Annotated in this window: 27 protein-coding genes and 1 tRNA gene; 9 read left to right on the top strand and 19 right to left on the bottom strand. The window is 65.2% G+C overall.

What is annotated here, in order from left to right; translation table 11 throughout:
- Nucleotides 1-14: 14 nt before the first annotated feature.
- Together WQQ_RS11280 and WQQ_RS11275 are read right to left on the bottom strand one after the other, a co-directional pair.
- The gene (locus WQQ_RS11280; RefSeq protein WP_007185300.1) at nucleotides 15-1,055 is read right to left on the bottom strand and encodes an MBL fold metallo-hydrolase; all 1,041 of its coding nucleotides are present in this window, start codon (nucleotides 1,053-1,055) and stop codon (nucleotides 15-17) included.
- 12 nt (nucleotides 1,056-1,067) lie between these two features.
- Nucleotides 1,068-1,595, bottom strand: a complete 528-nt coding sequence (locus WQQ_RS11275; protein WP_007185299.1) for a CC0125/CC1285 family lipoprotein — start codon at nucleotides 1,593-1,595, stop codon at nucleotides 1,068-1,070.
- A gap of 162 nt (nucleotides 1,596-1,757) precedes the next feature.
- On the opposite strand from WQQ_RS11275, the gene WQQ_RS11270 reads away from it, so the two are divergent.
- Nucleotides 1,758-3,173: a DUF4403 family protein gene (locus tag WQQ_RS11270; protein ID WP_007185298.1), complete on the top strand. Its 1,416-nt coding sequence runs from the start codon at nucleotides 1,758-1,760 to the stop codon at nucleotides 3,171-3,173.
- An 81-nt stretch (nucleotides 3,174-3,254) separates the two neighbouring features.
- Here the strand turns inward: WQQ_RS11270 and WQQ_RS11265 are convergent, their stop codons facing one another.
- The 3 genes from WQQ_RS11265 to WQQ_RS11255 all read right to left on the bottom strand — a co-directional run bounded on the left by WQQ_RS11265 (nucleotide 3,255) and on the right by WQQ_RS11255 (nucleotide 6,075).
- Complete coding sequence (locus WQQ_RS11265; protein ID WP_007185297.1) at nucleotides 3,255-4,190, bottom strand: AEC family transporter; 936 nt, start codon at nucleotides 4,188-4,190, stop codon at nucleotides 3,255-3,257.
- Nucleotides 4,191-4,200: 10 nt separating this feature from the next.
- Entirely contained in the window at nucleotides 4,201-5,142 is a 942-nt protein-coding gene (locus WQQ_RS11260) for an oxygenase MpaB family protein (RefSeq protein WP_157534590.1), read from the bottom strand.
- Nucleotides 5,143-5,214: 72 nt separating this feature from the next.
- On the bottom strand, nucleotides 5,215-6,075 hold the full coding sequence (locus WQQ_RS11255) for a YihY/virulence factor BrkB family protein (protein ID WP_007185295.1): 861 nt from the start codon (nucleotides 6,073-6,075) through the stop codon (nucleotides 5,215-5,217).
- Between the two features lie 169 nt (nucleotides 6,076-6,244).
- On the opposite strand from WQQ_RS11255, the gene WQQ_RS11250 reads away from it, so the two are divergent.
- Together WQQ_RS11250 and WQQ_RS11245 are read left to right on the top strand one after the other, a co-directional pair.
- Entirely contained in the window at nucleotides 6,245-7,216 is a 972-nt protein-coding gene (locus WQQ_RS11250) for a diacylglycerol/lipid kinase family protein (RefSeq protein ID WP_007185294.1), read from the top strand.
- On the top strand, nucleotides 7,213-8,028 hold the full coding sequence (locus WQQ_RS11245; RefSeq protein ID WP_007185293.1) for a metallophosphoesterase family protein: 816 nt from the start codon (nucleotides 7,213-7,215) through the stop codon (nucleotides 8,026-8,028). The genes WQQ_RS11250 and WQQ_RS11245 overlap by 4 nt, the downstream gene beginning before the upstream one ends.
- A gap of 18 nt (nucleotides 8,029-8,046) precedes the next feature.
- Here the strand turns inward: WQQ_RS11245 and WQQ_RS11240 are convergent, their stop codons facing one another.
- The 4 genes from WQQ_RS11240 to WQQ_RS11225 form a co-directional block, all read right to left on the bottom strand.
- Nucleotides 8,047-9,837: an ABC transporter ATP-binding protein gene (locus tag WQQ_RS11240; protein ID WP_007185292.1), complete on the bottom strand. Its 1,791-nt coding sequence runs from the start codon at nucleotides 9,835-9,837 to the stop codon at nucleotides 8,047-8,049.
- Nucleotides 9,838-9,846: 9 nt separating this feature from the next.
- Nucleotides 9,847-10,995 carry a hypothetical protein gene (locus WQQ_RS11235; protein WP_007185291.1) on the bottom strand — a complete coding sequence of 383 codons (1,149 nt, stop codon included), beginning with the start codon at nucleotides 10,993-10,995 and terminating at the stop codon, nucleotides 9,847-9,849.
- Nucleotides 10,996-11,007: 12 nt separating this feature from the next.
- On the bottom strand, nucleotides 11,008-13,437 hold the full coding sequence (gene glf, locus WQQ_RS23020) for a UDP-galactopyranose mutase (protein WP_007185290.1): 2,430 nt from the start codon (nucleotides 13,435-13,437) through the stop codon (nucleotides 11,008-11,010).
- Nucleotides 13,438-13,702: 265 nt separating this feature from the next.
- Nucleotides 13,703-14,680 carry a DMT family transporter gene (locus WQQ_RS11225; protein ID WP_007185288.1) on the bottom strand — a complete coding sequence of 326 codons (978 nt, stop codon included), beginning with the start codon at nucleotides 14,678-14,680 and terminating at the stop codon, nucleotides 13,703-13,705.
- Between the two features lie 185 nt (nucleotides 14,681-14,865).
- Here WQQ_RS11225 and WQQ_RS11220 point away from each other — a divergent pair, with 185 nt between their 5' ends.
- Nucleotides 14,866-15,183: a DUF1840 domain-containing protein gene (locus WQQ_RS11220; protein WP_007185287.1), complete on the top strand. Its 318-nt coding sequence runs from the start codon at nucleotides 14,866-14,868 to the stop codon at nucleotides 15,181-15,183.
- A 25-nt stretch (nucleotides 15,184-15,208) separates the two neighbouring features.
- On the opposite strand, the gene WQQ_RS11215 is transcribed toward WQQ_RS11220, so the two are convergent.
- A complete protein-coding gene (locus tag WQQ_RS11215; protein WP_040453409.1) occupies nucleotides 15,209-16,156 on the bottom strand; it encodes a lysylphosphatidylglycerol synthase domain-containing protein in 948 nt (315 codons plus the stop codon).
- Nucleotides 16,157-16,175: 19 nt separating this feature from the next.
- Nucleotides 16,176-16,700, bottom strand: coding sequence for a pyridoxamine 5'-phosphate oxidase family protein (locus tag WQQ_RS11210; RefSeq protein WP_007185285.1), 525 nt, complete (start codon nucleotides 16,698-16,700; stop codon nucleotides 16,176-16,178).
- A gap of 217 nt (nucleotides 16,701-16,917) precedes the next feature.
- Here WQQ_RS11210 and WQQ_RS11205 point away from each other — a divergent pair, with 217 nt between their 5' ends.
- Nucleotides 16,918-17,418, top strand: coding sequence for a hypothetical protein (locus WQQ_RS11205; protein ID WP_040453408.1), 501 nt, complete (start codon nucleotides 16,918-16,920; stop codon nucleotides 17,416-17,418).
- Nucleotides 17,419-17,488: 70 nt separating this feature from the next.
- Here the strand turns inward: WQQ_RS11205 and msrA are convergent, their stop codons facing one another.
- A complete protein-coding gene (gene msrA / locus WQQ_RS11200; RefSeq protein ID WP_007185283.1) occupies nucleotides 17,489-18,109 on the bottom strand; it encodes a peptide-methionine (S)-S-oxide reductase MsrA in 621 nt (206 codons plus the stop codon).
- 35 nt (nucleotides 18,110-18,144) lie between these two features.
- Nucleotides 18,145-18,366 (bottom strand): SlyX family protein, encoded by a 222-nt coding sequence (locus WQQ_RS11195; protein WP_040453407.1) that lies wholly within the window; start codon nucleotides 18,364-18,366, stop codon nucleotides 18,145-18,147.
- 20 nt (nucleotides 18,367-18,386) lie between these two features.
- Here WQQ_RS11195 and WQQ_RS11190 point away from each other — a divergent pair, with 20 nt between their 5' ends.
- Nucleotides 18,387-19,244, top strand: a complete 858-nt coding sequence (locus WQQ_RS11190) for an NAD-dependent protein deacetylase (protein ID WP_007185281.1) — start codon at nucleotides 18,387-18,389, stop codon at nucleotides 19,242-19,244.
- On the opposite strand, the gene WQQ_RS11185 is transcribed toward WQQ_RS11190, so the two are convergent.
- Nucleotides 19,245-20,102 (bottom strand): OmpW/AlkL family protein, encoded by an 858-nt coding sequence (locus WQQ_RS11185; RefSeq protein ID WP_007185280.1) that lies wholly within the window; start codon nucleotides 20,100-20,102, stop codon nucleotides 19,245-19,247.
- 88 nt (nucleotides 20,103-20,190) lie between these two features.
- On the opposite strand from WQQ_RS11185, the gene WQQ_RS11180 reads away from it, so the two are divergent.
- Nucleotides 20,191-20,697, top strand: coding sequence for a DUF1993 domain-containing protein (locus WQQ_RS11180; RefSeq protein ID WP_007185279.1), 507 nt, complete (start codon nucleotides 20,191-20,193; stop codon nucleotides 20,695-20,697).
- Between the two features lie 71 nt (nucleotides 20,698-20,768).
- Here the strand turns inward: WQQ_RS11180 and WQQ_RS11175 are convergent, their stop codons facing one another.
- Nucleotides 20,769-21,350: a TIGR04211 family SH3 domain-containing protein gene (locus WQQ_RS11175; RefSeq protein WP_007185278.1), complete on the bottom strand. Its 582-nt coding sequence runs from the start codon at nucleotides 21,348-21,350 to the stop codon at nucleotides 20,769-20,771.
- 113 nt (nucleotides 21,351-21,463) lie between these two features.
- Here WQQ_RS11175 and WQQ_RS11170 point away from each other — a divergent pair, with 113 nt between their 5' ends.
- Nucleotides 21,464-22,456, top strand: coding sequence for a class 1 fructose-bisphosphatase (locus WQQ_RS11170; RefSeq protein WP_007185277.1), 993 nt, complete (start codon nucleotides 21,464-21,466; stop codon nucleotides 22,454-22,456).
- Between the two features lie 103 nt (nucleotides 22,457-22,559).
- Here the strand turns inward: WQQ_RS11170 and WQQ_RS11165 are convergent.
- Nucleotides 22,560-22,652, bottom strand: a tRNA-Ser gene (locus tag WQQ_RS11165).
- A 264-nt stretch (nucleotides 22,653-22,916) separates the two neighbouring features.
- On the opposite strand from WQQ_RS11165, the gene mltF reads away from it, so the two are divergent.
- Nucleotides 22,917-24,389 (top strand): membrane-bound lytic murein transglycosylase MltF, encoded by a 1,473-nt coding sequence (gene mltF, locus WQQ_RS11160; protein WP_007185276.1) that lies wholly within the window; start codon nucleotides 22,917-22,919, stop codon nucleotides 24,387-24,389.
- Between the two features lie 55 nt (nucleotides 24,390-24,444).
- On the opposite strand, the gene def is transcribed toward mltF, so the two are convergent.
- Genes def through WQQ_RS11145 form a run of 3 tightly spaced genes read right to left on the bottom strand, consistent with a single transcriptional unit; the run spans nucleotide 24,445 to nucleotide 26,059 of the window.
- Entirely contained in the window at nucleotides 24,445-24,975 is a 531-nt protein-coding gene (gene def, locus WQQ_RS11155; RefSeq protein ID WP_007185275.1) for a peptide deformylase, read from the bottom strand.
- A gap of 7 nt (nucleotides 24,976-24,982) precedes the next feature.
- On the bottom strand, nucleotides 24,983-25,312 hold the full coding sequence (locus tag WQQ_RS11150; protein WP_007185274.1) for a (2Fe-2S) ferredoxin domain-containing protein: 330 nt from the start codon (nucleotides 25,310-25,312) through the stop codon (nucleotides 24,983-24,985).
- Between the two features lie 27 nt (nucleotides 25,313-25,339).
- Entirely contained in the window at nucleotides 25,340-26,059 is a 720-nt protein-coding gene (locus tag WQQ_RS11145; protein WP_007185273.1) for a DUF481 domain-containing protein, read from the bottom strand.
- Between the last annotated feature and the right edge of the window lie 27 nt (nucleotides 26,060-26,086).

The following is a 26,086-nucleotide window of genomic DNA, read 5'->3' as shown; positions in this document are numbered from 1 at the left end:
TCGAAGCATGTAGATCAGGTGCCGAAGTGCACACGCGATTCGGCAAGCGTCCGCATTGCGAGCGAACGCGATTCACCGTGCTTGAGCAGCCAGAAATCGTCGGCGCCGAGGCCGTTGTCGGCGAGCGCGATGGCGAGCTTCTGCGGCGGCTCGTCGAGCGCATCGTCGGCGAGTTCGAAGGTTCCCCAATGGATCGCGATCGAATGCCGGGCCGCGAGCTCCAGATGCATCTGCACGGCCTGCGCCGGATCGATGTGCTGGCCCTTCATGAACCAGCGCGGCGCGTAGGCGCCGATCGGCAAAGCCGCCAGGTCGATGCGACCGCAGCGCTCGACGATCTCGGGCACGCCATGCCAGTAGCCGGTGTCGCCCGCGAAATAGAAACCGCGCTGCGAGCCATGCACGGTGAAGCCGCACCAGAGCGTGCGATTGCGATCCCAGGGCGTGCGCGCGCTCCAGTGCTGCGCGGGCGTCGCACGGACGCGCAGACCGCGAAAATCGAAGGCCTGCCACCAGTCGAGCTCATGCACGTTGTCGGCGCCGAAGCTGCGCAGCTTGTCGCCGAGCCCGAGCGGCACGATGAAATGGATCGGCTGCGCCTGTGCGGGCGAACGCCTCGCGAGCTGCTGCACGCTGATGCGATCGAGATGGTCGTAATGGCTGTGCGAGATCAGCACGAGATCGACGTCGGGCAGCGCCGCGACGCTCGTCACGCAGGGCAGCTTGCGTGCGGGCCCCACGAACGAAAACGGCGAAGCGCGGCTGGACAGCACCGGATCGGTCAGCACGCGCAGGCCATCGATCTGCAGCAACAGGGTCGAATGGCCGAGCCACCAGATGCGCTCGCCGGCCTGCGCGAAATCCGGCGCCACGCTCCACTCGCGGGCAAACGCCGCATAGCCCGCGGCCGGCGCCTGCGGCAAGCCCTGCGCTCGGCGCTCGCGCCGCCAGCGCCAGAAATCACCGCCGACCGCAAGCTCCGGCTCCGGATTGACGAAGCCGTCGACGCGATGATGCGCGAGCGACGGATCGTAGTAAGGGTTGCGCCAGGCCATCGTCGTGTCGGCCTACTTCTTCGGTTGCGGACGCTGAATCGTCGATTCGAGATTGGCCTTAAGCTCTCGCGCGTCGAACGAATTCGCCAGGTTCGGCGTGCGCGGATTCTTGTAGACGAGGATGTCGGCCTGAGCCTGGTAGGCCGATTTATTGCCGCCGCCGAACAGCGAGCTCAGGCCGATCGACACGCCCGAGCCGAAGTTGCCCGAGCTGCCGCCGATGCCGATGCCGAAGTTGCTGCCGCCACCCGACAGCTGCGGGTCGACATTGGTCGCGCGATCGGCGATGGCGAACCAGTCGTAGCCATTCTGCAACGTGATCTCGGCCGCGCGATACATGAGGTAATTCTCGACGGTCTCGCGCGAGGTGGCCGAGTTGCCGACCGATCGGATGCGATAGCGGTTGGTCTCGAGCCGCTGCTCGCTGTAGCCCTCGCCGCTCTTGGCTTGCGGCTGGTACGGCGTGGCGGTTGCGCAGGCGGCGAGCAGCAGGCTCATGGCCAGCAGGGCGAAGGGCGTTCTGAGCGTTTCGGGCGACATGGTGGCGGCCTCTCGTTTTGTCGGATCGCGGTGGAGATGCTGCCCACAGTGTACGGAACCCGGCTGACTCGGACGCGATGCCTGTCACCCCTCAAAACCGGCCAGCTCGAAGCCGCAAGCCATCCGGGCTAGTCTGCGGGCTCGCGCTCCGACATTCCCGGTATGGTCAGATCACGGTCTTACGCTTGGCTTCAGCCGCTGCTCATCTGCACGCTCGCGAGCGCCTGCACGCAGCGCATCGAGAGCGGCGAGACCCTGCCGGCTGCGGCGAGCGAACCGCCGCAGCTGCAGCGGCTCTCGCGCATCGAACTGCGCGCGAGCCTGCCGCTCGCGCAGATCCAGGCCGCGCTCGACGAGGCGCTGCCGCGCCAGCAGGACATCGACGAGCGCATCAGGATTCGCGTGCCGCTGATCGACGATCCGCGCATTCCGTTTCACGGCAGCGTCACCCGCACGCCGCTGCAACTGCGTCCGGCGAGCCCGGCGATCGCGTTCAGCTCGGTGCTCGACGGACACGGCAGCGCGCCGACGCGCTGGACCGTGCGCGGCCGCGTCGACGGCAGGATCCAGCCGATGATCGACGGCGCCTACCGCGTGCGCTCGCGGCTCGAATCGAGCGTCGACATCGACGAAGCCCGGCTCAAGCTCGATCACCTGCCCGATATTTCACTGCGCAAGCTGCTGACCGAACGCTATCGCGATGCGCAGCGCGATTGGGCGGCCAAACTCGATCGCAAGCTCGACGAGCGGCTAGCCCTGCGCGACAAGGCCAGCCGGCTGTGGCGCTCGGCCTACGGCGCGGTGCCGCTGCGTTCGCGTTCGGTGGCGGATTACGAACTCACGCTGCTGCACCAGCCGATGCGCCTGCTGCTCGCCAATCCGGTGGCGACCGCTTCGGGCGATGTGGTGTTCGGGCTCGGGCTCGAAGGCCAGCTGAGCCTCGCGGTCGGCGGTACACCGCGCGCACCGGCGGCGCGCGCCCTGCCGGCTCCGCGCTTCGTCGACACGCTCGGCAATCGCTTCGATCTCGAGCTGCCCATCGCCGTCGATCTGGGCAAACTCGCCCAAGCGCTCGAGCAGCAACTGCACGAAGGCAAGCTCAGATTCGAGCGCCGCAACGTCAAGGTCGAAGGCGTCGGCGCAGGGAGCGACGGCAAGGAGCTCGTGCTGAAACTGCGCATCGAAGCCGGCACCTGGTTCCGGCGCACCAAGGCCGATGTCTTCATGCACGCCGTGCCGTTTCTCGACGAGGCCACGCACGAGCTCGCCCTGCGCGAGCTGCGCTACACGCTGCAGTCCGAAGACCTGCTGCTGCGCGCCGCCTCCTGGCTCACCTCACCCAAACTGCTCGCCGAACTGCAGGGCAAGGCGCGGCTGCCGCTCGCTCCGCTCGAGGCCCAGGCGCGCGACGCCGCGGCCAAGCTCGCGGCCGATGTCTCGAAACGCTCCGACGGCCTCGCGCAAATCGACGTGCAGCGCGTCTCGGTCGACGCGCTGAGCCTGCATCCGGGCTATCTGCTCGTACTCGTGTCGGCGGGCGGCGAGGTGCATGCGGATTTGGCGGCGCTGCTGCGGTGAAGACGGAAGACATAGCGGCAGAGGGGTGGCGCATCCACTGCATCTGCGTCTCCCGTTCCGCGTCTCTCGTCTGCCGGCCGTTCAAGCCGTCAACGCCAGGAACACCGGCGTGGTCAGCGCCGCGAGCGCGGTCGAGTACAGCAGGCTCGCGGCGGTCGCCGCTTCGAGGCTGTGGAATTGCCTCGCCATCTGGTAGACGTTCGCGCCCACCGACATCGAAGCCAGCAGAACCACCACGCGCGTTTCGAGCGATGGCAGGCCGATCAGCAGCGCGAGCGCCCACACCACCAGCGGCTGCACGAGCAGCTTGAGCGCGGTGATCGCGAGGCTCTGCGTGGCGTGTTCGCGCCAGCCGTAGCGCGCCAGGCCCATGCCGAGCGCGATCAGCGCCACGGTCGGTGCGCAGTCGCCGAGCATCTGCAGCGGCACGTCGACCAGCATCGGCAGATGCCAGCCGGTGAGTCCGAACGCGGTGCCCGCGAGCACGCCGACGATGATGGGGTTGCGCATCACGCTGCTGGCCGTGCTGCGAAAGCCGGCCAGCGACAGCGAGCCGCTGCGCGACCATTCGACCGAGGCGGTGCCGAGCGTCCACAGGATCAGCGCGTTGAACACCAGCACGAGCGACACCGCCGGCAGCGCCGCGTCTCCGAGCGTGAGCTTGGCGATCGGCAGGCCGAGCATGACGTTGTTCGAGAACACGCCACCCATCGCGAAGATCGATTGCCCGGCGCCGTCGAGCGCGAACAGCCTGGCGGCGATGAGCCGTCCGATCGCGAAGGTGACGAAGCAGCCGCCGAAGAACGCGACGAGCAGGCGCGTATCGATCGGCGGCATCTCCGACAGCCGGCTCATGAGCCGGAACAGCAGCGCCGGCAATGCCACCGAGAACACGAACTGCGAGAGCGCCGCATCGATCGTCGCCGGCCAGCGCGCCCAGCGCGTCAGCGCATAGCCCGCGAGCACCAGCACGAACAGCGGCGTCGCGAGCGCGAACTGATGCAGGAAGATCGACATCGACGCCGGATCAGACCGGCGGCGGCGGCAAGCCGAGCCGGCGATGCGAACGCGCGACGACACCGTCGGCGAGCGCCCGGCGCAGCAGGGGCGCGGCCAGGCTCAGGCTGCGCGCGGCCGCTGCGGCGCGTGCCTTGCGCAGCCGGCTGCGGCCCATCATCCCGGCCGCCCAGTCCGGCAGCAGCACCGCACCGGCGCCGAGAAACACTTCACGGAACAGCACGCCGCCCGGAACCGGCAAGTCGATCGAGCGCAGCACCTGCAGCACCGTGTGCGAACGCTCGTCGAAGCGCAGCTGCGGGCGCACGCGACGGAAATAGGCCTCGACGCCGGCGGCCGACTTCGGCACGCGCTCGGCGCCCATCGCCTCGGCGAGCCGGCTGGTCTCGAGAAAGTAGCGATCGCGATCGGCCGGCGTCAGCACGATGCCGCCCTGCCGGCTCCGGTAGCGCTCGTAGCCGGCCAGAAAGCTCCACATCTCGGTCACATGCACCCAGGTCAGCAGATCGGGATCGGCGGCCGAATACGGCTGGCCGTCCGGCGTGGTGCCGCGCACTTTTTCGTGGATGCGGCCGACCAGGGCGATGAGCCGTTCGGCCTCGGCGCGCGGGGCGTAGCTGGTGCCCGCGACGAACGCGGTCGTGCGGCGCAGGCGACCGAGCAGGTCCTGGCGGAAATTGGAGTGGTCCCACACGCCCGCGAGCGCGCGCGGATGCAGCGTCTGCAGCATCAGTGCGCAGACGCCGCCGGCCATCATGCCCGGGAAATCCGCGTGCACGCGCCAGGTCATCGTGTCGGGCCCGAACAGGCCGGCGTCGCCGGGCGGCGAGTCGTAGTCGATCAGCCGCTCGGTCCACTGCGCGCCATCGGTTTTCGGATCACGCGAGATCAGCCCGACGAGGGCGGCACGCAAGCGGGCTTGGAGGGAGTCGGGCAATCGGACGGCAGGCATGCGCGTATTGTCCCAGCGACGGCGCCGCGGCGAAACCGTGGTTTCCGCCATGGACGCATCGCCCGCTTCGTGTCAGGAGCGCGAGCCGCGCTCGCGCGCGAAGTGATACGTGAACTCGGCCCCGAACAGGAAAATCTGCGCCGAGTAATACACCCACACGATCACCACGACGAGCGTGCCGGCCGCGCCGAACGACGAGCTGATCGCCGCCTTGCCGAGATAGAGGCCGATCAGGAACTTGCCGGCCGAGAACAGCAGCGAAGTCACCGCCGCGCCGATGCCGACGTCGCTCCAGGCGATCGGCACGCTCGGCAGCAGCTTGTAGATCAGCGCGAACAGGCCGGTGATGACCGCGAACCCGACGAAGAAGTTGAGCACCTGCAACAGCGTCTCGGTGCCCATGAGCCACTGGTTCCACAAGGTGCCGACGGCGGCGATCGCCGCACTCGCCACCAGCGAGACGATCAGCATGAAGCCGATGCCGAGGATCATGCCGAACGAGAGCAGGCGCTTGCGCAGGAAGCCCAGCACGCCGCCGTGCTTGGGCACCGGCGCCTTCCAGATGCGGTCGAGGTCGGACTGCAACTCGGCGAACACCGTCGTCGCGCCGATGAACAGGGTCACCAGGCCGATCAGGATCGAAATCAGGCCGCTGCCGAGCTCGCTCGAGCTGATCAGGATCGCCTGGATCGCCTGCGCGCCGTTGTCTCCGACCAGTTCGGCAAGTTCGCCGAACAAGGCTCCGCGCGCGGCCTCTTCACCGAAGATCAGGCCCGCGGTGGTGATGACGATGAGCAGCAGCGGAGCGAGCGACAGCATCGTGTAGTACGCGATCGCCGCGCCCATGCTGCTCGCGTTGTCGTCGACCCAGCCTTCGGCGGCGAGGCGCCCGATCTGCTTGAGCTGGGCGAAAGTGAGCGGGATGCGGGGCACGGCAGGCTCCAGTCGGCAATGGCGTCGCGAGCAAGCCTGAACACCGGCGTCCGGCACCGCGCTGAATGCGCGCAGCGCGCGCTGCGATCTTCGACCGCGATTGGAAAGGCCCGGTACAGCGCCGCGCTCTCATGCTGCGCGCCGCAGCGCATCCAAAAAGGGGAACACGATGTCGTCCACGACCTCGCTCGGCGATCGGGCCGACGGGCCTTTCTTCATCGTCTTCAACATCGGCTCCGGTCACGGCGATCCGCAGGCCGCGCGCCGCATCATCGACGAGGCCATGAGCGCGGCGCAGCGCCGCTACGAACTGCTCAGCGTCGACGACCCCTCGCAACTGCCAGAGCTCGCGCGCGAAGCCGTCGAAAAGGCGCGCCAGCAGAACGGCATCGTCGTCGCCGCGGGCGGCGACGGCACCATCAACTGCGTGGCCGGCGCCGTGCTCGACAGCGAGCGGCCCTTCGGCGTGCTGCCGCAAGGCACCTTCAATTATTTCGGTCGCGCGCACTCGATCTCGCAGGAGATTGCCGAGTCCGTGCAGACCCTGCTGAGCGGCCATGTCGAGCCGGTACAGGTCGGCCTCATGAACGACCGGCTGTTCCTGGTCAATGCAAGCGTCGGCCTGTATCCGCGGCTGCTCGAGGATCGCGAAAAGTTCAAGCGCCGCTACGGGCGCCACCGCATCGTCGCGCTGTGGTCGGCCGCGCACACGCTGCTGCGCAGCAGGCGCTACTGGCTGTTGCGGCTCGAGGACGAGCGCGGTCGCGAGGCGACGCTGCAGACGCCGACGTTGTTCGTCGGCAACAACGCGCTGCAATTGCAGCAGGTCGGCCTGCCCGAGGCCGAGGCGGTCGAGGACGGTCATCTGGCCGGCGTCGCGCTCAAGCCCGTGAGCCGCTGGGCGATGGCCGGGCTGCTGTTCAGCGGCGCGCTGGGCAGGCTCGGGCGCGCGGAGTCGGTCATCAACTTCGCGTTCCGCGAGCTGCAAGTGCAACCGGTCGTGCAGGGCCGTCGGCATCATCGCGAGCTCAAGGTGGCGATGGATGGCGAAGTCTTCCGGCTCGCGCCGCCGCTGCGCTTTCGTGTCGCGCCCAAGCAGCTGCGGCTGATCACGCCGATCGATCGGCCGGAACCCGCATGACGGTGCTGCTGCACATCTCGGACCCGCACTTCGGAACCGAGCAGGCCGCGGTCGCCGATGCGCTACTGAGGCTTGCGTACGACCAGAAGCCGCAGGCCGCGATCCTGTCGGGCGACATCACCCAGCGTGCGCGCGTGCGCGAATTCGCCGCCGCACGTCGCTTCATCGACACGCTCGCGCTGCCGACGCTGTGCCTGCCCGGCAATCACGACGTTCCGCTGTTCGATCTGTGGTCACGCCTGCGGCGGCCCTACGCACGCTATCGCGCCGCGTTCGGCGGACCGTTCGAAGACAGGATCGAAGCGCTGATCGAGACCGACGATCTGCTCGCCATCGGGGTCAACACCACGCGCTGGTGGCGGCACAAGGACGGCGAGGTCTCGGACGCGCAGATCGAGGCCGTGTCACGGCGCCTGCGTCGCGCATCGGCCGGTCAGCTGCGTATCGTCGTCACGCATCAGCCCGTGCACGTGACCAAGCAGCGCGACGAGAAGAACCGGCTGCACCATCACGAGCCCGCGATCCGCGCCTGGTCGGCGGCGGGCGCAGACCTGATTCTCGGCGGACACATCCACCTGCCCTATTTCCGCAGCCTGCGCGCGCATTATCTCGATCTGCCGCGCGAAGTCTGGGCGATCCAGGCCGGTACCGCGCTGTCGAATCGCGTCCGCTTCGAGGCGCCGAACAGCGTCAATGTGATTCGCTACGATGCCGGCGTGAACACGGGTTGCATCGTCGAGCGCTGGGATTTCAAGCAGGCCGAACACCGCTTCGTGCTCAACGAATCGCTCGAGGCACTGCTCGATCGCTGAGCTCTGACACCTCGCGGCTCAGGCTGCGGCGAGCACGTCGGCCTGCAGGCTCCACAGCGAGGCATACAGACCGCCGGCCTGGCGCAGCTGCTCGGGCGCGCCATCTTCGACCACACGGCCGTCCTGCAGCACGATGATGCGATCGAAGCCCGCGACCGTCGACAGCCGATGCGCGACCGCCAGCACCGTGCGCCCGCGCATGAGATCGTCGAGCGCGGCCTGGATCTCGATTTCGGAATGCGTGTCGAGCGCCGAGGTCGCCTCGTCGAGCACGAGGATCGGCGCGTTCTTGAGAAACGCGCGCGCGATGCCGAGCCGCTGCCGCTGTCCGCCCGAGAGCATCACGCCGCGCTCGCCGACGAGCGTGGCGTAGCCATCCGGCAGATCGCGGATGAAGGCGTCGCAGTAGGCGTGGCGCGCGGCGTCGTGGACTTCGTCGTCGCTCGCCTCGGGCCGGCCGTAGCGAATGTTGTCGAGAATGCTGCGATTGAACAGCGCGATCTCCTGCGGCACCACGGCGATGCGCTCGCGCAGCGAGTCCTGCGTCACCGAACGCAGGTCCTGGCCGTCGATCTCGATCGCCCCACCCTGCACGTCATCGAGCCGCTGGATCAGCGTGATCAGGGTCGACTTGCCGCCGCCCGAAGGGCCGACGATGCCGACGCGCTGCCCGGCCGGAATCTCGAGATCGAGTCCGCGAAACACATGGCGTTCGCCCGGGTATGCATAGCGGACCTGCTTGAACACGATCGCGCCTCGCAGCGGCGTGAAGCCGCGCGCATCGGCCGGATCGACGACCGCGTGCGGCTCGCCGATCACGCGCAGGCTTTCGGCGATGCCGCCGAACTGCTGCGAGGTGTTGATCAGCGCGAAGGCCAGATCACGCGAGCCGTGCAGGATGCGAAAGGTCAGCGCGCTGATGATGACGACGTCGCCCGGCGTGATGCGTCCGGCGCGCCAGGCCAGGATCGCCCACAGCAGCATCGACCCCGCCATGACCCACAGGCTCAGGTCGTGCAGCACGCGCGTCTTTTCCATGAACATCCAGCTGCGCCGCTGCGCGCTCGCTTCGACGCCGAGTTCGCGCTCGAGCCGGGCGCGCTCGCGCTCGCGCGCGGCGAAGGCCTTCACCGTCCAGACATTCGAAACCACGTCGACGAGCTGGCCGTTGGTGCGCGCTCCTTCTTCGGCGAAGCGCTGATGCAGCGGGCGTCCGCGCGAGCCGAAAGTCAGCACCACGCCGCCGACCACCGCGACGAAACCGACGAGCGCGAGCGCCATGCGATAGTCGATCGTGCAGAGCACGACGACCGCACCGAGAAAATCGACCACCGGTGGCAGGATGCTCCAGGTCAGCGAGCTGAAGATCAGCGTCACCGAACTCGCGGTCTGGCTGATGCGATTGCCGAGCGCACCCGAGAAATGCTGCGCGAAATAGCGCATCGGATGGCCCGTCAGGTGATGGAACAGGTCGAGCCGCAGATCGACGCCGGTGGCGACGACCGTGCGACAGCCCAGCCAGCCGCCGAGCCTCCACAAGGTCTGCTCGACCGCGATCAGGCCGAGGAACAGTCCGAGCGGAAACCAGATCGGCGCGGCCATGCGATCGGGCACCGCCATCGCGTCGACGATGAGCTTCATGCCGTACTGCACGGCCACCGCGCAGCTCGCCGCGCCGACGATGATCGCGAACAGCAGCGAGAACTGCGCGCGCCGCAGCCTGATGTAGCGCAGCAGGAACGGAATCGGCCGGTTCGGGAAGCCGGCAGCGGCCGGAGCGGCCCGCGGACTGTGTGCTGCGCTGGTCACGCCGAGCGCTTAAGCCGGCTCGGTGGCAAGCGACGAGACACTCGCCGCCACGCTCGCGACGCGCGCCTGCTCGAACGCGAGCTGCCGGGCGAGGCCCGCATTCACGCTGCGCTGGCCCTCGGCATCGGCGAAGCCGAACAAGCCGGTTTCGCAATGGCGATCGTTGATCCAGCCCGGATAATCGAGCACCGGATACAGGCAGACGCCTTCGACCGGCACATCGCGATCGAGCGCCTGCAGCACTTCGTCGCAGACATAGCGCAGCCACTTGGCGCGAGCGTCGCCTTCGGCGCCGGTCTCGGCGATCAGGATCGGCTTGGCATAACGAGAATGGATTTCGCCGAGCATGTCGGAGAACGGGCGATAGCGCTTGTCGCTGGGCGGAATGGTCTTGCCACCGAGCACCCACTGATTGTCGCTGTAGTAGTTCACGCCGATGAGGTCGATGATGTCGTCGTGGCCGCCGAGCTCGGGCTGCTCGCGGCCGGTCAGCAGATCCCAGGCCGCGTATTGCGCCAGACGCGCACGCTCGGCATCGCTTCGCCTGTCGGGTGAAGCCGCGACCACGTTGATCGCCGGATCGGCGAACACCGTGCGTACCTGGGGCACGACGCCGCGCAGCGCATCGACCGAAGCGATCGCGGCACGCGCGAGCTGGCGCTTGAGTTCATCGCCACGCTTCCTGCCGAGCGGCCAGAACTTCGACATTTCGCCGCCGGCCCAGGACCAGTACGAGATTTCGTTGACCGGACAGACCAGCGGAGCGGCGATGCCTTCGTCGCGCATCACCGCCGCCGCGGCCTTGGCGAACGCGGCGAAGCGATCGACGAAGGCCGGCGACCAGATGTCGAGATCGTCGGGCCAGCCGTAATGACACAGATCCCAGATCACCTGGATCCTGTTTTCCCGGGCCGCACGCAGCATCGGCAGAAAGCTGCTCCAGTCGTACTGCCAAGGGCTCTTTTCGATCAGGTGCCAGCGCAGTCCGTCGCGTACGGTCAACAGGCCGTGCTCGCGCATGCGCTTGTAGTCGGCAGCCGCGTTGCGATCGTGCGCGGTGCTCGCGAGCAGGTCGAGCCTGCGTCCATCCTCGCGCCGGTGCGAGGAGCATTCGAAACCACCGAGGAAGAAGCTGGACAGCTGCGTCGGTCGATGCATGGGCGTCCTCCTTCAAGCGCGGCGCAGTGCGATGCGCGGCTCGTCCTGAGCTTCGCCGTTCTGCGTGTCGATGAGCTTGTTGAACAGGGTGATGGCCTGTCCGACCACCTGGTCCATGTTGTAGTAGCGATAAGTGCCGAGGCGACCGACGAAGCTGACGTTGGGCGTCTTGTCGGCGAGCTCGCGGTACTGCTTGTAGAGCACCTGGTTCTCTTCGCGCGGAATCGGATAGTACGGATCGCCTTCGGCCGATGGATATTCGTAGGTGAGGCTGGTCTTGCCGTGCACCTGGCCGGTCAGATGCTTGTACTCGGTGATGCGCGTGTACGGCACGTCCTGCGACGGATAGTTGACGACGGCGACCGGCTGGAACCATTCCTGATCGAGCGTCTCGTGCTGGAAGCGCAGCGAGCGATACGGCAGCTTGCCGAAGCGGTAGTCGAAGAATTCGTCGATCGGCCCCGAGTAGATCAGGTGGTCGTAGTGCACGTCGTTGCGAATGTCTTCGAAATCCGTGTTGACCATGATGCGGATGTTCGGGTGATCGAGCATGTTCTCGAACATGCGCGTATAGCCGTGCAGCGGCATGAACTGGAAGCTGTCGCCGAAGTAGCGATCGTCGGCGTTCGTGCGCGTGGGCACGCGCGCGGTGACCGCCTTGTCGAGCTGGCTCGGGTCGAGGCCCCATTGCTTTCGCGTGTAGCCGCGGAAGAACTTCTCGTAGAGCTCCTGCCCGACCTGGCTGATGACCACGTCTTCGGAGGTGCGGATGTCGTCGAGCGCGGTCGCGCGGCCCGCGAGGAACTGCGCGACGCCGGCCTCGTCGAGATCGAGACCGTAGAGCTTGTTGATGGTGGTCTGGTTGATCGGAATCGGCACGAGCTGGCGGTCGACGTCGGCGAGCACTCGATGCTCGTACGGACGCCAGCGCGTGAACTTCGACAGGTAATCGAAGATGCGCTGCGCATTGGTATGGAAGATGTGCGGGCCGTAGCGATGCATGAGCACGCCGCCGTCGTCGAAGCAGTCGTAGGCGTTGCCGCCGATATGCGGGCGGCGGTCGATCACGAGCACGCGCTTGTTCGCCTGCGAAGCGAGGCGCTCGGCCAGCACCGAGCCCGCGAAGCCGGCACCGACGATCAGATAATCGAAGCCGGAGCGGCGAGCCGCCGGCATGCTGCGTCCACGACGCGCGGAATCCATAGACACGGTATGCGATTCTCCAGTGGAGGCCGGTTGCGAGCGACCGCGCGCATCGACCATGAGCTTACCCATCTCGGCACAAGTGCGGTCCCACGACAAGCCGTCGATGGCCGCATCGGCCTGGGCGAGGAAGGCCTCGCGTTCGGCGCCTTGCCTGAGCGCCGCTTCGATGCCTTTTTCGAACGCGTCGATGCCGTCGGCGATCTGCACCACGCCGCTGTCGCCATAGTGGCGCACGACGTCGCGGATCGGCGTCGACACCACCGGGCAGCCGCCGGCCAGATATTCGGGCGTCTTGGTCGGGCTGATGAAGCGCGTCGACTCGTTGAGCGCGAACGGCAGCGTCGCCACGTCCCAGCCTTGGAGATAGTGCGGCAACACGTCGTAGACCTTGGGGCCCAGATAGTGAATGTTGTCGCGGCGCGGCAGCTTGCTCTGATCGATCTTCACGACCGGGCCGATCAGCACGATCTGCCAGTCGGGCTGCCGCTCGGCGAGCCCGGCGACCAGCTTGAGGTCGAATCGCTCGTCGATCACGCCGTAGAAACCCAGGCGCGGATGCGGAATCTCGGACTGGTCTCCCGGCTCGAACAGCGCGCCGCGCGCCTTCGCGAAGTGGCCGATATCGACGCTGCTCGGAAACGGATGCACGTTCGGATGCCGCTCGCGCTTGGCTTCGAACAGGCTGTAGCCGCCGGTGAAGACGAGGTCGGCGCGCTCGAGCAGTTCCTTTTCGCGTTCGAGCAGTTTCGGCGGCGCGCCCATGAAGGCCGAGAGCTCGTCCATGCAATCGTAAATCGTCAGCGAGCGCTGCAGATGGCGCGTGAAACTCTGGCTCATCGGCGTGTAGTACCAGAGGATCAGCTCGCTCGGCGGCACGCCGGCCGCGGCCAGATGCGTATCGATCAGCTGGCGCTGGATCTGGTCGGTGCGTTCTTCGCTCAAGCCCTGGGGCAGATGCGGCACCAGAATCTCGACGCCTTCGTCGTAGCGCGCTTCGAGTTGCGGCTCCTGCAGTTCCTCGTGCGTGAGCGGCTCTTCGAAGAACATCACGCGGTGGTCGCGGGCGAAGCGCGTCATCAAATGTTGGGGGCGCTGGTAGACGAACTGCCAGCGCAAGTGCGAAAGACACAGCAACACCGGTGCGCGACCTTGGCTGCGCCCGCTGAAGCGCATCGGTGTCGCGGTACGACCGACGCCGGATTTGCCGATCTGGATCTGATTGGGAGCCCAGCTCATGATGTCCTCTCGTCCACGGAAATGGTTCACCGACAGCCAAGGACGAGCTCAGATCATCGCGATTCAGTTGCAGTGCAGCATTTTGCGACGACGGCATGGCCGCCTTCGACGTGGCACGTAAGGGCTGCTACGGAATGAGCAGGCTCCCCCGGCTTGCTGGGGCTGAAACCTTGTATTGCGAAACGGTGTGCTGCCGGAGCCGTCCTTGGCATGCGGGCACGGTTTCAAAATGCCTGGGGCAGATGAGTCTGCCCTGAATCCAGGCTCAGCCCTTACGGTCCGGCTCCAGGGCGCAGACCTGGCTTGCGCCGGCTTTATCCGCGACGGCATCCGTCGTATCCGAGGCGATCGCATCCGGGGCGATCAGCTCGGGTCGCCGCGCCAGGAGCGGGTGCAGGAACACGGCGGACAGCACCACGAGCACACCGAGATAGAAGCGCGGTCCGAGCTCGCGCTGCTCGTTGAAGATCAGGGCGGCGAAGACGATGGTGTAGATCGGCTCGAGGTTGATCGTCAGCTGCGCGCCGAAGGCCGAAATCCGGCGCAGGGCGACGAGCGACAGCGTGAACGGCAGCAGGGTGCAGGCGAGCGCGAGCACCCCGATCCAGAGCACGTCGAGCCCCGCGGGCGGAACCATCAGCGAGGCGAAGCCGCCCGGCAAGAACGGCGCGGCAGCGGCGATCAGCACCAGGCCGGCGCCGAGTTCCAGGCCCGTCACGAGCAGCGAATCGGCCCGTTCCGCATGCCGCTTGTTGAGCGCGATGAAGAAGGCGACGAACAGAGCCGAGGTGATGCCGACCAGCACGCCCAGGCGCATGTCGTCCGGAACGCCGCCGACCACCAGCACCACGCCCGGAACCACCGCGAGCCCGAGCGCGAGTTCGCGCCAGTCGAAGGGCCGCTGGGCGATCCAGGGCTCGATCACCGACAGGAACGCCGGCGCGACCGCCAGACAGGTCACCGCAACCGAAGCGTTGGCGAGCTTGATGGCGCCGTAGAAGGTCAGCCAGTGCAGGGTCACGAGCACGCCGATGCCCGCGAAGATCGCGACGAGGCGCCTGGGCGTTCGCCGCAGTGCGCGCCAGACCCCGGGCAGCACGAACAGGCAGGCCACCACGATCAGCAACCGCCACCACACCAGCTTTACGGCATCGAGACTGATGAGCTTGCCGAGGATGGCGGTGAAGGCCCACAGCAGCACGCAAAAATGCAATTGCCAGCGGGCTTTGGCGACGTCGGTCATGACGGGCGGCTTGCGAACCAGGCGCGGAAGCGAAAGGCCGCGCAGCTTGCCTGTGCGCGTGCGATCTGGAAAGAGCGCCGCGCCGGGCCCGGAGGCGCCGAAGGTCTAGGAGCGCCGGCATCGCCGGATTAATCTGCGGTTCCTCGCTGCGTGCTCTGATCCAACGCCCATCCCGGAGACTTCCCATGATCCGATTTTCGTCCCCCACCAGCGGCGACGTGCAAATGCTCGATGCCCACGCCAGGCAGCTGCTCGACGTGATCGGCAAGAGTGCCGGCGAACGAGGCGTCATCACCGCCGGAGAAATTCCCGCCGCCCTGTCGGCCTTGCGCTCGGCCATCGCCCAGGACGCTCCGCAGCATGCGCGCACCGAAGATGCCGACGATCCGGACGAACGCGATCACCAAGCCCAGGACGTCAGCCTCGGACGCCGGGCTTTTCCGCTCGTCGACATGCTCGAGCGCGCCGCCAAGAACGGAAAAGACGTGACCTGGGGCGTCTGAGCCTTTGAAGTTTTTAGATGAAGTGCTAGGCCCGGACGCCTCCGCGCAGCCGGGCCTCCATGCTCAGGTAGACCACGCCGGCCAGCAGCAGCGGCATCAGGTAATACACCGCCCGATAGGCCAGCAGCGCGGCAAGCAGCGGAGCCTCGTCGACCTGGCCCCTGAGCACGGCCAGGAACACCGCCTCCATGACGCCGAGCCCGGCCGGCACGTGAGTGATGACGCCGGCGATGGCGGCGAGCAGCAGGGCCGCGAGCACGGCGAAGTAGTTCACCGCGCCATCGAGCAGCAGGTACGGAATGCTCGCGATCACCAGCCAGTTGGTCACCGAGAACGCGAGCTGCAATGCGGCGAGTCGCCGGTGGGGCAGATCGATCGGGATACCCCTGATGATCCACTCTCGCCTTCGCGAAACCGCGCACAGCACCAGATAAGCGGGCGCCGCCATCAATAGCAGCGCTCCGAGCACCCGCAAGGCTTCTTCGCCGAGGCGAGCCTGATCGCCGATCTCGAGCGCGCCGCCCACGAAGATCAGCCCGAGCAGGAGCGTGTAGCCGATCCAGTTGCCGATCATCGACATGCCGAGCACGCGCGTGATGACGGCGGTGCGCAAGCCGAGGCGCGAGTACAGCCGATAACGAAAACCGACACCTCCGACCAGCGCTCCGAAATTCAGGTTGAACGCATAGCTCACCATCGCCGTGGACAGCACCGCGCGATGGCTCAGCAAGTGCCGGGTGTAGCGCCGGCCGATCAGGTCGAACGAGGCATAGAGTGAATAGCTCAGGGCGACGAGCAGCACCGCGAGCATGAGCTTCGACGCGGTGTAATGAGACAGCGAAACTCCGACCTGCGCCCAGTCGAGATCACGCGCCTGGTGGTAGAGCAGCCAGGCAATACCCGCAAAGAAAAGGGCCGTGAGCGCGCGACGCGCCCACGGCCACCAAGCTCGCTGCTTTGGAGCGACGAGCACCTCGGCATCAGAGGCGGTGTCAGAAACCGAGTTTGGCATTCTCGCCGAACGCATCCTTCTTGCCGGTCGCCATCGCCTTGGCGAAGGCATAGAAACGGGTCACGGTGTTGCTCGGACCATCCCAGTATTCAGCCTGAGTCGGAGTGACCTTGAGCAAGGCGACGTTCGGATCCTGGTCGCCTTTCGGAAACCAGACATCGATCATCTTGTTCCAGAATGTCTGCTTGAGCGATTGATCGCGCACGAGCCTGGCGTGACCGCTCACCGAGACGTATTCCGAATCGCCCTTGTTGGCATACGTCAGGCAAACCTTGCCGTCGTGGTCGCCGACTTCCTCGGCCTTCGGCGACGCGACTCCGATCACGAACCAGAGCGTTCCGTTTTCCTCGACTTCGATGGTATGCAGCGGCCGGCTGCGCATCTCCATGTCGCGGTCGAGCGTCGTCAGCATGCCGACACGCGCTTTTTCGACCAGCTTGCGAAAGTGCTGCAAATGCTCGGCGTCGGACATGTCCTGACGGTTCGAATGAGTCAAATCATTCATGGCGATCTCCACTGGATTCTGCGTTGGCTTGCGATTCCGCAACAATCACTGTTTGGAACCGCTCAAATGATCGAAGCCGCAGCATGCTGATGAGGCACTGAAGCCGCTCTGAATTCGCTTGACGCGCATCGATGTGCTCGTCATCGATGCTCCGCGCGCGTCGGCTACAGAACAGTGAGCTGCATAACAGTTAATGGGCTCGTCAGTTCACGGGCGCATGCTGAAAGCCGTCAATTCCAGGAATTCCAGCGACGTCAAGGAGGATGTCATGAGACCGGACACCACGATCAACGCTTCGGACAAAAGCAGGCAGGAGCCAACGGAGAAAAGCCTGCACGACCTGCAGGAGAGCGGCTCCGATTTCGGCAACTTCTTTCCCAAGCATCACGTTCTGCTCGCCTTCGAACAGGAGCAGCAAGCACGCGACACTCAACGGGCCCTGGAGGACGCCGGCTTCAAGGAACTCAAGGCCATCGATGATCGTGAGATGGAGGCCGCCTCACAGAAAGGATTGGATTCGGCCAGCCCGATCGCCGCGACAGGCGCCTCGCTCAAGATGGTCGAGCTGCACAACAAGCTCGCCAAGGAAGGCTGTCATTTCCTGCTCGTGAAAGCCGAGGGAGACGAACAGACCGAGGCACTCATGAACACGGTGCGCCAGCGTCCTTTCCGGCTCGCGCAGAAATATCACCGGCTGGTGATCGAGGTCTTGCACTGAGCTTCTTGCGAGCCTCTTCATCCAACAAAAAGCCCGCTCGAAGCGGGCTTTTTGTTGGATGAAGCCTGCATCAGGCTTTGAGCTCTTCGCCGAAATAGCGACGCAACTTGTCGACCTTCGGTAGCGCCACACCGGCGATATAGCCCTCGTTCGGATGCAGCGCCGCGTAGTTCTGGTGATAGGCCTCGGCTTCGAAGAAATCTTCGAGCTTGTCGAGCTTTGTCACGACCGGCGCCGAATACACTTGCGCCGCGTCGAGCTGCCGGATGTAGGCCTCGGCGATGCGCTTCTGCTCTTCGTCGGCATAGAAAATAGCCGAGCGGTATTGGGTGCCGATGTCGTTGCCCTGTCGATCGAGCTGCGTCGGATCGTGCGCCACTGCGAAGAAGATGCGCAGCAGGGCACCGAAGCTGGTCTGCGACGGGTCGTACTCGATCTGCACCACCTCGGCGTGATCGGTGCGTCCGGTGCAGACGGCCTTGTAATCGGCGGTTTCGGCCGTCCCGCCCGAATAGCCGTTGACCACCTTGAGTACTCCGGAGAGTTCGCGATAAACCGCTTCGACGCACCAGAAGCAGCCACCCGCGAGCACCGCGAGCTTGCGGCCCGGCGACGAGGCCAGCGCTTCGTCGAGGTCGGCGACCGGGAAATCCTTCGGGCTGATGCGCAGGCTGCTGTTGAAGAAGCTCATGAGTAAAGGTCCTGAAAATGGATCGGGGCACTGCCTCAATAATGGGGCGGGATCTCGTCTTCCAAAGAGCCGCGCGCCGCGCCTTCGGGCGTCGGTGCCGGCAGGCGCTCGGCAAGTGTGCGCACCGCGCGCTGCAACTGCTCGACGAGCTGCTGCTGCCGAATGAGTTCCTGGTTCAAGGTTTCGAGCGTCGCCTCCTGATAGGCGAGCTTGGTTTCGAGCTCCATGAGGCGCGCGTCGTGTGAAGGCTCCGACATGATCCGGCTATGCTCCCGCAATGATCGAGGCGCCCTACCCTACACCTTCTGTCGCCGAAGCCGCTGCCCGGCTCGCTGAATTCATCGAGCGTCATCCGCGCCTGTTCGTGCTGGGCGGAGCCGGCTGCAGCACCGACTCGGGCATTCCGGACTATCGCGACAGCGACGGCGCCTGGAAGCGTCGCCCGCCGGTGACCTACCAGGCCTTCACGCAGGACATCGCGACGCGCTCACGCTACTGGGCGCGCAGCCTGATCGGCTGGCCGGTGATCGCCGCCGCCAGGCCGAACCGGGCGCACACCGCGCTGGCCGCGCTCGAAGCACGCGGCCATTGCCAGACGCTGCTCACGCAGAACGTCGACGGCCTGCATCAGGCGGCCGGCAGCCGCCACGTGATTGACCTGCATGGACGGCTCGATCGCATCGTCTGCCTGGGCTGCGCGGATGTCACCGCGCGTTCCGCGTTTCAGCAGCGGCTCGGCGCGCTGAATCCGCAATGGGCCGGCCTGAGCGCGAGTACCGCGCCCGATGGCGACGCCGACCTCGACGAGGTGGATTTCTCGTGTTTCGAAGTGCCCGAATGCGCCGTTTGCGGCGGCATGCTCAAGCCCGACGTGGTGTTCTTCGGCGAGAACGTGCCGAGCGCGCGCGTCACCGAGGCGATGGACAGTCTGAGCAAAGCCGATGCGATGCTCGTCGTCGGCTCGTCGCTGATGGTGTTCTCGGGCTACCGTTTCGCGCTGACGGCGGAGCAGCAGCGCAAGCCAATCGCGGCGATCAATCTGGGACGCACGCGCGCCGACGATCTGCTTGCGTTGAAGATCGAGCAGGGCTGCGGCGAAACGCTGCAGGCCCTGCTCGATCTGCTCGACCGCTGATCAGAGATCGAAGCGGTAGCCGAGCACGAAGGCGACGACCAGCGGATTCAGATCGAGCTTGGTGCGGCTGGTCGCCAGGCGCGTGCCGTCTTCGGCATCGATGGTGATGTTGGCCGTGGTCTTCAGCAGCGTGTACGACACCGAACCCGACAGGCTCCAGCGATCCGACAGCTCCGCGGACACGCCCATGTTGAAGATCGGCGCCAGGTCGTCGGCTGCGGCGGCATCGACCGTGGTCGACTGCCCGAGCTTGCCGTTGCCCGCCGCGAGCGTGGCACCGAAGCGCGTATTCAACGCATTCTTGAAGTCTTCGTCGGCCTTGATATCGGTGAACCAGGTGTAGGTGGCGCCGACGCCGACATACGGACGAATCTTTTCCTGCGCATCGCGGAAGTAATACTGCAGCAGGATCGCCGGGCTCCACTGCGTGACCTTGGCGAGCGGGTTGAAGTCCGGCGAACCCAGGTCGACGGCGACCGCCGATCCGAGCGGGCCGGTCGGCTGCACCACGCCGCTGCCGTAGAGCTTGAATTCCGCCGGAATGCCGCCTTCGAACTTGATCGCGAGATTGTCGGTGAGGAAATACGAATAGATCAGCGCGAGCGTGTTCGAGGAACCAACCTTGTTCGTGGTGTCGGAGGTGAAATCGCTCTGGACGCCGAGCGCGGCGAGCGCGCCGGGCTGGATATGGCTGCGCAGCGGCGTGCTGCTGTCCAGCGTATCCACATGGAACACACCGATCTGCACGAGATGCCGCCCCTTGCTGGCCGGGGCATCGGACTCGTCCTGAGCCTGGGCAACGAAGGACCCAAACAAGGCTACCGCTGCGAGCGACCAGCTGCCGAGAGTACGATTCATAAGCTCCATCCTTCGTTGTAGTTTGTGTCGATCATCATCAGCGCGCGCTGCATTGGCGCGTGCCCGAACCTGAGCAGGGAAAACTAGCATGAGCCTGAGCCTGTATCACGCCTGCGTGCCGACGCTGACGCGTGCACTCGAAAACCTGATTGCCGTACTCGATAAAGGCGCTGCGCATGCCGAGGCGCGCAAACTCGATCCGCTGGTCCTGCCGGGCGCCCGACTGTTTCCGGACATGTTTCCGCTGACGCGGCAGGTGCAGATCGCAACGGACATGTCCAAGGGCGCAGTCGCCCGCCTGGCCGGCGTCGAGCCCGAGCGCTACGAAGACACCGAGCAGACGTTCGCGGAGCTCGTGGCACGCGTCGAAAAGACCGTGACCTTGATCCGTGGATTCGAACCCGCCCGCTTCGAAGGCAGCGAGCTGCGCGACATCGTGCTCAAGTCTCCGCGTGGTGACCGGCATTTCAAGGGGCAGGCTTATCTCCTCGACTTCGTCTTGCCGAATGTCTTTTTTCATTGCACGACGGCGTACAACATCCTGCGCCACAACGGCGTAGAACTGAGCAAGCAGGATTTTCTGGGTTCTTTCTGAACCCCTGCAGAACCTCGCTCGAATCGCGGGACGGCGTTTCGCAATCGAAGCGCCGAGTGCGGGAAGAGTGACTAGAAGTCGCTGCGCCGCCGGCGCTTGCCGGCCCCGAGCCAAGGCAGGATCAGGCCAACCAGAATGCCGCCACCCACTAGCGATGCGCCGGTGACCAGTGTGCGTCGGCGCGCACGCTCGGCGTCGTAACGCGAAGCGGCGACCTGGCTTTGCTGCTCGGCCGACTCGAGCGCCTGCTGCAGGCGCTCGTTTTCGCCCGAGAGTTCGAATGCGGGCTTGGCTTTTTCGAGCAACGCCTTGGCGTCGGCGAGTTCCGCATCGAGCGCCTTGATGCGCGACTGCGCCTCCACCAGCTGCGATTGCAGCTCCTTGAGCTTCGTCTTGGCCGCAGGCTCCGCAGAAATGTAGCGCGCCGTCAGCCAGCCGCTGCGGCCATCCGCGGTCCTTACCTGCGCAAAGCTCTGCGCTCCGAGCGTCTGCAGCACCGTCACCTTGTCGCCGCTGTTGACCACGCCGACCGATGCGGCGTCGTTGCGCGGGGCATCGCGCAAGGTGACGCTGATGTCATCGGAAATGTATTGGCTGCGTCCCCCTTCCTGCGCAAACGCAGGCGCGGAGCCGAGCACGAGGCTCAATGCCACTAACGTCCTTGTCATAGTGGCCGGAGTCTAGCAATGCGCGCCGACTCTTGAATACCCGCCGTCCAACTGCGTTTAAACTACCAGCGATTTCCACAGAACGACCGCCATCGCCCATGAAGCCCATATTCCTGACCCAGTTCCTCATCGAAGAACAACGCGCCATGGGCAAGATCACGCCCGATCTGCGCCTGCTGCTCGAAGTCGTCACGCGCGCCTGCAAGCGCATTTCCATTGCGGTCGGCAAGGGCGCGCTCGGCGGCGTGCTGGGCGATGCAGGCACCGGCAATATCCAGGGCGAGGCGCAGAAGAAGCTCGACGTCATCTCCAACGACATCCTGCTCGAAGCCAACGAATGGGGCGGTCACCTCGCCGCGCTCGCCTCGGAGGAAATGGATCATCCGCACCCGATTCCGGAGCAATACCCCAAGGGCGGCTACCTGCTGCTGTTCGATCCGCTCGACGGCTCTTCGAACATCGACGTCAACGTCTCGGTGGGCACCATCTTCTCGGTGCTGCGCAAGCCCGAAGGCAGCGCCTCGAGCGAAGACGATTTCCTTCAGCCCGGCACGCAACAGGTGGCCGCCGGTTACTGCGTCTACGGCCCGAGCACCACGCTGGTGCTGACGATCGGCAACGGCGTGCATCAGTTCACGCTCGATCGCGAGCTCGGCAGCTTCGTGCTCACGCAGCGCGACATGAAGATTCCGCCCGACACCAAGGAATTCTCGATCAACATGTCGAACGAGCGCTTCTGGGAAGCACCGGTCAAGCGCTATATCGACGAATGCGTCGCCGGCAAGGACGGCCCGCGCGGCAAGGACTTCAACATGCGCTGGGTCGCCTCGATGGTGGCCGACGTGCACCGCATCATTACGCGCGGCGGCGTCTTCATGTATCCGCTCGATTCCAAGACCAAGAGCCAGGGCGGCAAGCTGCGCCTGATGTACGAAGCCAACCCGATGAGCTTCATCATCGAACAGGCCGGCGGCGCCGCCACCACGGGCCGCGAACGCATTCTCGACATCAAGCCGAACAAGCTGCACCAGCGCGTGCCGGTGATCATGGGCTCGAAGAACGAAGTCGATCTGGTCTCCTCTTACCACTGAGGCCTGCCGAATAACGAGAAACCCCCGCATGGTTGCCCATGCGGGGGTTTCTTTTTGCCCTCGTGAAGCGCGAATTACCGAGTTTCGGGCTTCATTGAATAAGTGGCGGAGAGGAGGAGATTCGAACTCCTGTGCGGGCTTTCACCCACCATCCGATTTCGAGTCGGCGCCGTTATGACCGCTTCGGTACCTCTCCGCAGTACAATCATCATCGCAGCAAATGCTTGTTTTAGCACTAGTTAAGCTCCCGTACGGGCTAGCCCCGGTGAACTGCGGATGAACTCAAGCCGCCGTTCCCTGCCTAATGCTCTCCGGCCATTCGGTATCCCTGACCCTGGTCCGAGCGCTTGTTGGGCGACTCGAAGCATGTGTTAGGGTACGCGGCCCCGCGATGAGGCGCGCATTGTAGATGATTGATGCAGTGAAGCCTACTGCCTTGCGAAAAAAGGGAAGTTGGACGATGGCCGCGCTGTTCAGCGTCGCCGCGGCCTGTTCCCTGACGACCTGCACTCCCTCGGTCACCGCACTCGAAAAAGTGCGCATGACCGGCGTGCTGCGCGTGGCGACGGTCAACAGCCCGACGAGTTATTTCGTCGGTCCCGACGGAGCCACCGGCTTCGACTACGACCTCGCGAGCGGTTTCGCCAAGCAACTCGGTGTCGAATTGCAGATCGAAGTGGTCGCGTCCGCCCCCGATGCGCTCGAGCTCGCGCGCCAAGGCAAGGTGGACATGGCCGCCGCCGGGCTTGCCGTCACGCCTCAGCGCGAGACCATGGTGAGTTTCTCGCCGCCCGTGCGCAGCGTGGTGCCTCAGCTGGTCTATCGCATGGGCCAGAAGCGGCCGAAATCCTGGGAAGAGCTCGACGGCGGCCGCCTGGCCGTGCCGAGCCGCAGCGCGCAGACCGAACTGCTGGCGGCCCAGCGCCTGCAATACAGCGGCCTCCAGTGGGAGGAAGTCGAAGAAGGCGACGCCGAAGACCTGCTCGAGCAGGTGGCCGACGGCAATCTCGACTACACGCTGGTCAATTCGGACCTCGTATCGATCAACCAGCGCTATTACCCCAAGTTGCGCGTGGCCTTCGCAGGCGCGGAATCACAGCCACTGGCCTGGGCGTTTCCGAAATCGCACGACAACAGCCTGACCCAGGCCGCCGCGGACTACATCACCGGTGCCGGCAAGCTCGAACTCGCCCGCTTGCAGGATCGGCACTTCGGGCATATCGAGGCCGTCGATCACATCGGCGCGGTGGCGCTTGCGACGCACATGCAGACGCGCCTGCCGGCGTACCGCAAATCGTTCGAGGCCGCGGCGCGCAAATCCAAACTCGACTGGCGCCTGCTCGCGGCGATCGCCTATCAGGAATCGCATTGGGATTCGGCCGCCGTGAGCCCGACCGGTGTGCGCGGCATCATGCAGCTCACCATGCAGACCGCGCTGCATCTGAAAGTGGACGATCGCGAAGACCCGCTGCAAAGCATCTCGGGCGGCGCGCGTTACATTCGCGGCATTCTCAATGATCTGCCCGAAGACATCGGCGAACCCGATCGCACCTGGCTCGCGCTGTCGGCCTACAACATGGGCACGGCGCATCTGAACGACGCGCGCAAGCTCACGCAGAAGCTGGGCGGCGATCCGAACCGTTGGCTCGATGTGCGCAACAACCTTCCGCTGCTCACTCAGCCGCGCTGGTATCGCCAGACCGAGCATGGTTATGCACGCGGTCGTCAGGCGATGGAATTCGTCAGCAACGTGCGCACGTATTACGACATGCTCGTCTGGCTCAGCGAATCCACTTCGCCACCACTGCAATCCGTGCAGGCCGATTCGACGCTGCTCGACGAGCAGACGATTCCCGCAGGTGGAGCCGTTGCAGCCGAAGTGGCGATTCCCGACCCCAGCGAAGTGCTGCGCATTCGAGCGCCGATTCTGTAACGTGGGTTTGGTTTTTCGCGAACTCGGCGCGACGCGGCCATCATTGCGCGAAACTTCAATCGTCGTTGATCTGCTGCCCCGGAAACAGTTCTTCATTGAAGCCGAAGCGCGTGAAATCGCGCACGCGCATCGGATACAGAATGCCGTCGAGATGATCGCATTCGTGCTGCACGACGCGAGCGTGAAAGCCATCGACATTGCGATCGATCACATCGCCGTGGAGATCGAAACCGGTGTAGCGCAAGCGTTGATAGCGCGGCACCACACCGCGCAATCCAGGCACTGACAGACAGCCTTCCCAACCCTCTTCCTGCTCGTCGCTCAAGGGCGTCAGCACGGGATTGATCAGGATGGTTTCGGGCACCGCCTGCGCATTCGGATAACGCGGGCTCGACGTGAAGCCAAAGATCACCACGCGCAAGTCGACACCGATCTGCGGCGCGGCGAGTCCGGCACCGTTGAGCGCGCGCATGGTGTCGAACATGTCGGCGACGAGCTCGCGCAATTCCGGTGTGCCGAATCGCTCGACAGGACGCGAGACGCGCAACAAGCGCGCGTCTCCCATGCGAAGAACCGGGCGGATCATGCGAGCCTCACTTGAGCCTCAGGCGATCGACAATCTGGCCACCGACGATGTGCGTATCGATGATCTCGTCGACATCCGCTTCGCTCTCGTAGCCATACCAGATGCCTTGCGGATAAATGACCATGCAAGGCCCGAGCTCGCAGCGTTCCATGCAGCCGGCATTGTTGATGCGCACCGAGCCCGGCCTTGCAAGCTGGAGTTCCTTGATGCGCTTCTTCGCGTGATCGCGCGCCTCGACCGCACCGTGAAGCCCGCAGGAGCGACGCTCACCAGGCTTGCGCACGTTGGTGCAGAAGAACACGTGATGGCGATAGAACGGACGAGCCTCGGAACTCACTGCCTTCTCCTGATCAGATGCTGCGGCTCAACCCGGCTTGGCGCCGAACGCATAGCTGAAATTCACCGCCGTCGACGAATCCGTATGCTTCACGCCGGGCTCGACTTCGCTGTTGTTCTGCACCGTGAAGATCAGCGATGCGAACAGGTTGCCGATCACGTAGAGCTTGAGCTCTGACACCGATTCGGTGAACGTGTTCGATTCGCCGCTTTCGACTTTGACTCGCTGGCGAATGCCGCTCGTATCCGACAGCTTCCACTGGTAATCGAGACCGAAGCGGCCGATCAGGTCGGAGTCCTTCTCGCGCGATTCCTGCGCTTCCTGCTGACGCGCACCGGCACCGAGTTCGATGTCGAGCAGATGACGCGGCCCGGTCAGGACGTGACGACCGAGACCGGTCGTCTGCGAAGTGCGCTGGCGAATACCGCCGAACATATCCTTTTCGAACTCGCCGGCCAGAAACGCATAGGTCTGCCCGGAGAACGTGTAGTCGACCTTATCGGTGACCAGATACCGCTCGCCCGATGTCTCGCCGCTATCGGCCGTGTTGATCGCCTGGGCGGTCAGCACGTTGCGCCAGGCATCCTGCTGATAATTGAGCGCGAACTTGCCGTTGATCGAGCGCGTCTCGCTATTTCCCGAAGTGCTCAGCACGCCGAGCGAAGCTTCGCCCCACCAGGGTGCTGCGTCCGCAACAGCCGGCGCAACGAACAGGCACGGGAGAAGCAGCCACGCATTCCTTTGCATCGAAGATTTCCTTTTTGTCGCTGACTA

Source organism: Hydrocarboniphaga effusa AP103 (assembly GCF_000271305.1).
Classification (GTDB): domain Bacteria; phylum Pseudomonadota; class Gammaproteobacteria; order Nevskiales; family Nevskiaceae; genus Hydrocarboniphaga; species Hydrocarboniphaga effusa.
Note: the sequence above shows the minus strand (reverse complement) of the source record. Positions and strands in the feature narration are given on the sequence as shown.

Coding starts and splice junctions, on each gene's coding strand:
- glf (WP_007185290.1), bottom strand. CDS start 13,437: ATGAGCTGGGCTCCCAATCAGATCCAGATCGGCAAATCCGGCGTCGGT.
- WQQ_RS11145 (WP_007185273.1), bottom strand. CDS start 26,059: ATGCAAAGGAATGCGTGGCTGCTTCTCCCGTGCCTGTTCGTTGCGCCG.
- WQQ_RS11220 (WP_007185287.1), top strand. CDS start 14,866: ATGATCCGATTTTCGTCCCCCACCAGCGGCGACGTGCAAATGCTCGAT.
- msrA (WP_007185283.1), bottom strand. CDS start 18,109: ATGAGCTTCTTCAACAGCAGCCTGCGCATCAGCCCGAAGGATTTCCCG.
- mltF (WP_007185276.1), top strand. CDS start 22,917: ATGGCCGCGCTGTTCAGCGTCGCCGCGGCCTGTTCCCTGACGACCTGC.
- WQQ_RS11270 (WP_007185298.1), top strand. CDS start 1,758: ATGGTCAGATCACGGTCTTACGCTTGGCTTCAGCCGCTGCTCATCTGC.
- WQQ_RS11280 (WP_007185300.1), bottom strand. CDS start 1,055: ATGGCCTGGCGCAACCCTTACTACGATCCGTCGCTCGCGCATCATCGC.
- WQQ_RS11195 (WP_040453407.1), bottom strand. CDS start 18,366: ATGTCGGAGCCTTCACACGACGCGCGCCTCATGGAGCTCGAAACCAAG.
- WQQ_RS11250 (WP_007185294.1), top strand. CDS start 6,245: ATGTCGTCCACGACCTCGCTCGGCGATCGGGCCGACGGGCCTTTCTTC.
- WQQ_RS11265 (WP_007185297.1), bottom strand. CDS start 4,190: ATGTCGATCTTCCTGCATCAGTTCGCGCTCGCGACGCCGCTGTTCGTG.
- WQQ_RS11275 (WP_007185299.1), bottom strand. CDS start 1,595: ATGTCGCCCGAAACGCTCAGAACGCCCTTCGCCCTGCTGGCCATGAGC.
- def (WP_007185275.1), bottom strand. CDS start 24,975: ATGATCCGCCCGGTTCTTCGCATGGGAGACGCGCGCTTGTTGCGCGTC.
- WQQ_RS11185 (WP_007185280.1), bottom strand. CDS start 20,102: ATGAATCGTACTCTCGGCAGCTGGTCGCTCGCAGCGGTAGCCTTGTTT.
- WQQ_RS11245 (WP_007185293.1), top strand. CDS start 7,213: ATGACGGTGCTGCTGCACATCTCGGACCCGCACTTCGGAACCGAGCAG.
- WQQ_RS11260 (WP_157534590.1), bottom strand. CDS start 5,142: ATGCCTGCCGTCCGATTGCCCGACTCCCTCCAAGCCCGCTTGCGTGCC.
- WQQ_RS11190 (WP_007185281.1), top strand. CDS start 18,387: ATGATCGAGGCGCCCTACCCTACACCTTCTGTCGCCGAAGCCGCTGCC.
- WQQ_RS11205 (WP_040453408.1), top strand. CDS start 16,918: ATGCTGAAAGCCGTCAATTCCAGGAATTCCAGCGACGTCAAGGAGGAT.
- WQQ_RS11225 (WP_007185288.1), bottom strand. CDS start 14,680: ATGACCGACGTCGCCAAAGCCCGCTGGCAATTGCATTTTTGCGTGCTG.
- WQQ_RS11170 (WP_007185277.1), top strand. CDS start 21,464: ATGAAGCCCATATTCCTGACCCAGTTCCTCATCGAAGAACAACGCGCC.
- WQQ_RS11210 (WP_007185285.1), bottom strand. CDS start 16,700: ATGAATGATTTGACTCATTCGAACCGTCAGGACATGTCCGACGCCGAG.
- WQQ_RS11235 (WP_007185291.1), bottom strand. CDS start 10,995: ATGCATCGACCGACGCAGCTGTCCAGCTTCTTCCTCGGTGGTTTCGAA.
- WQQ_RS11180 (WP_007185279.1), top strand. CDS start 20,191: ATGAGCCTGAGCCTGTATCACGCCTGCGTGCCGACGCTGACGCGTGCA.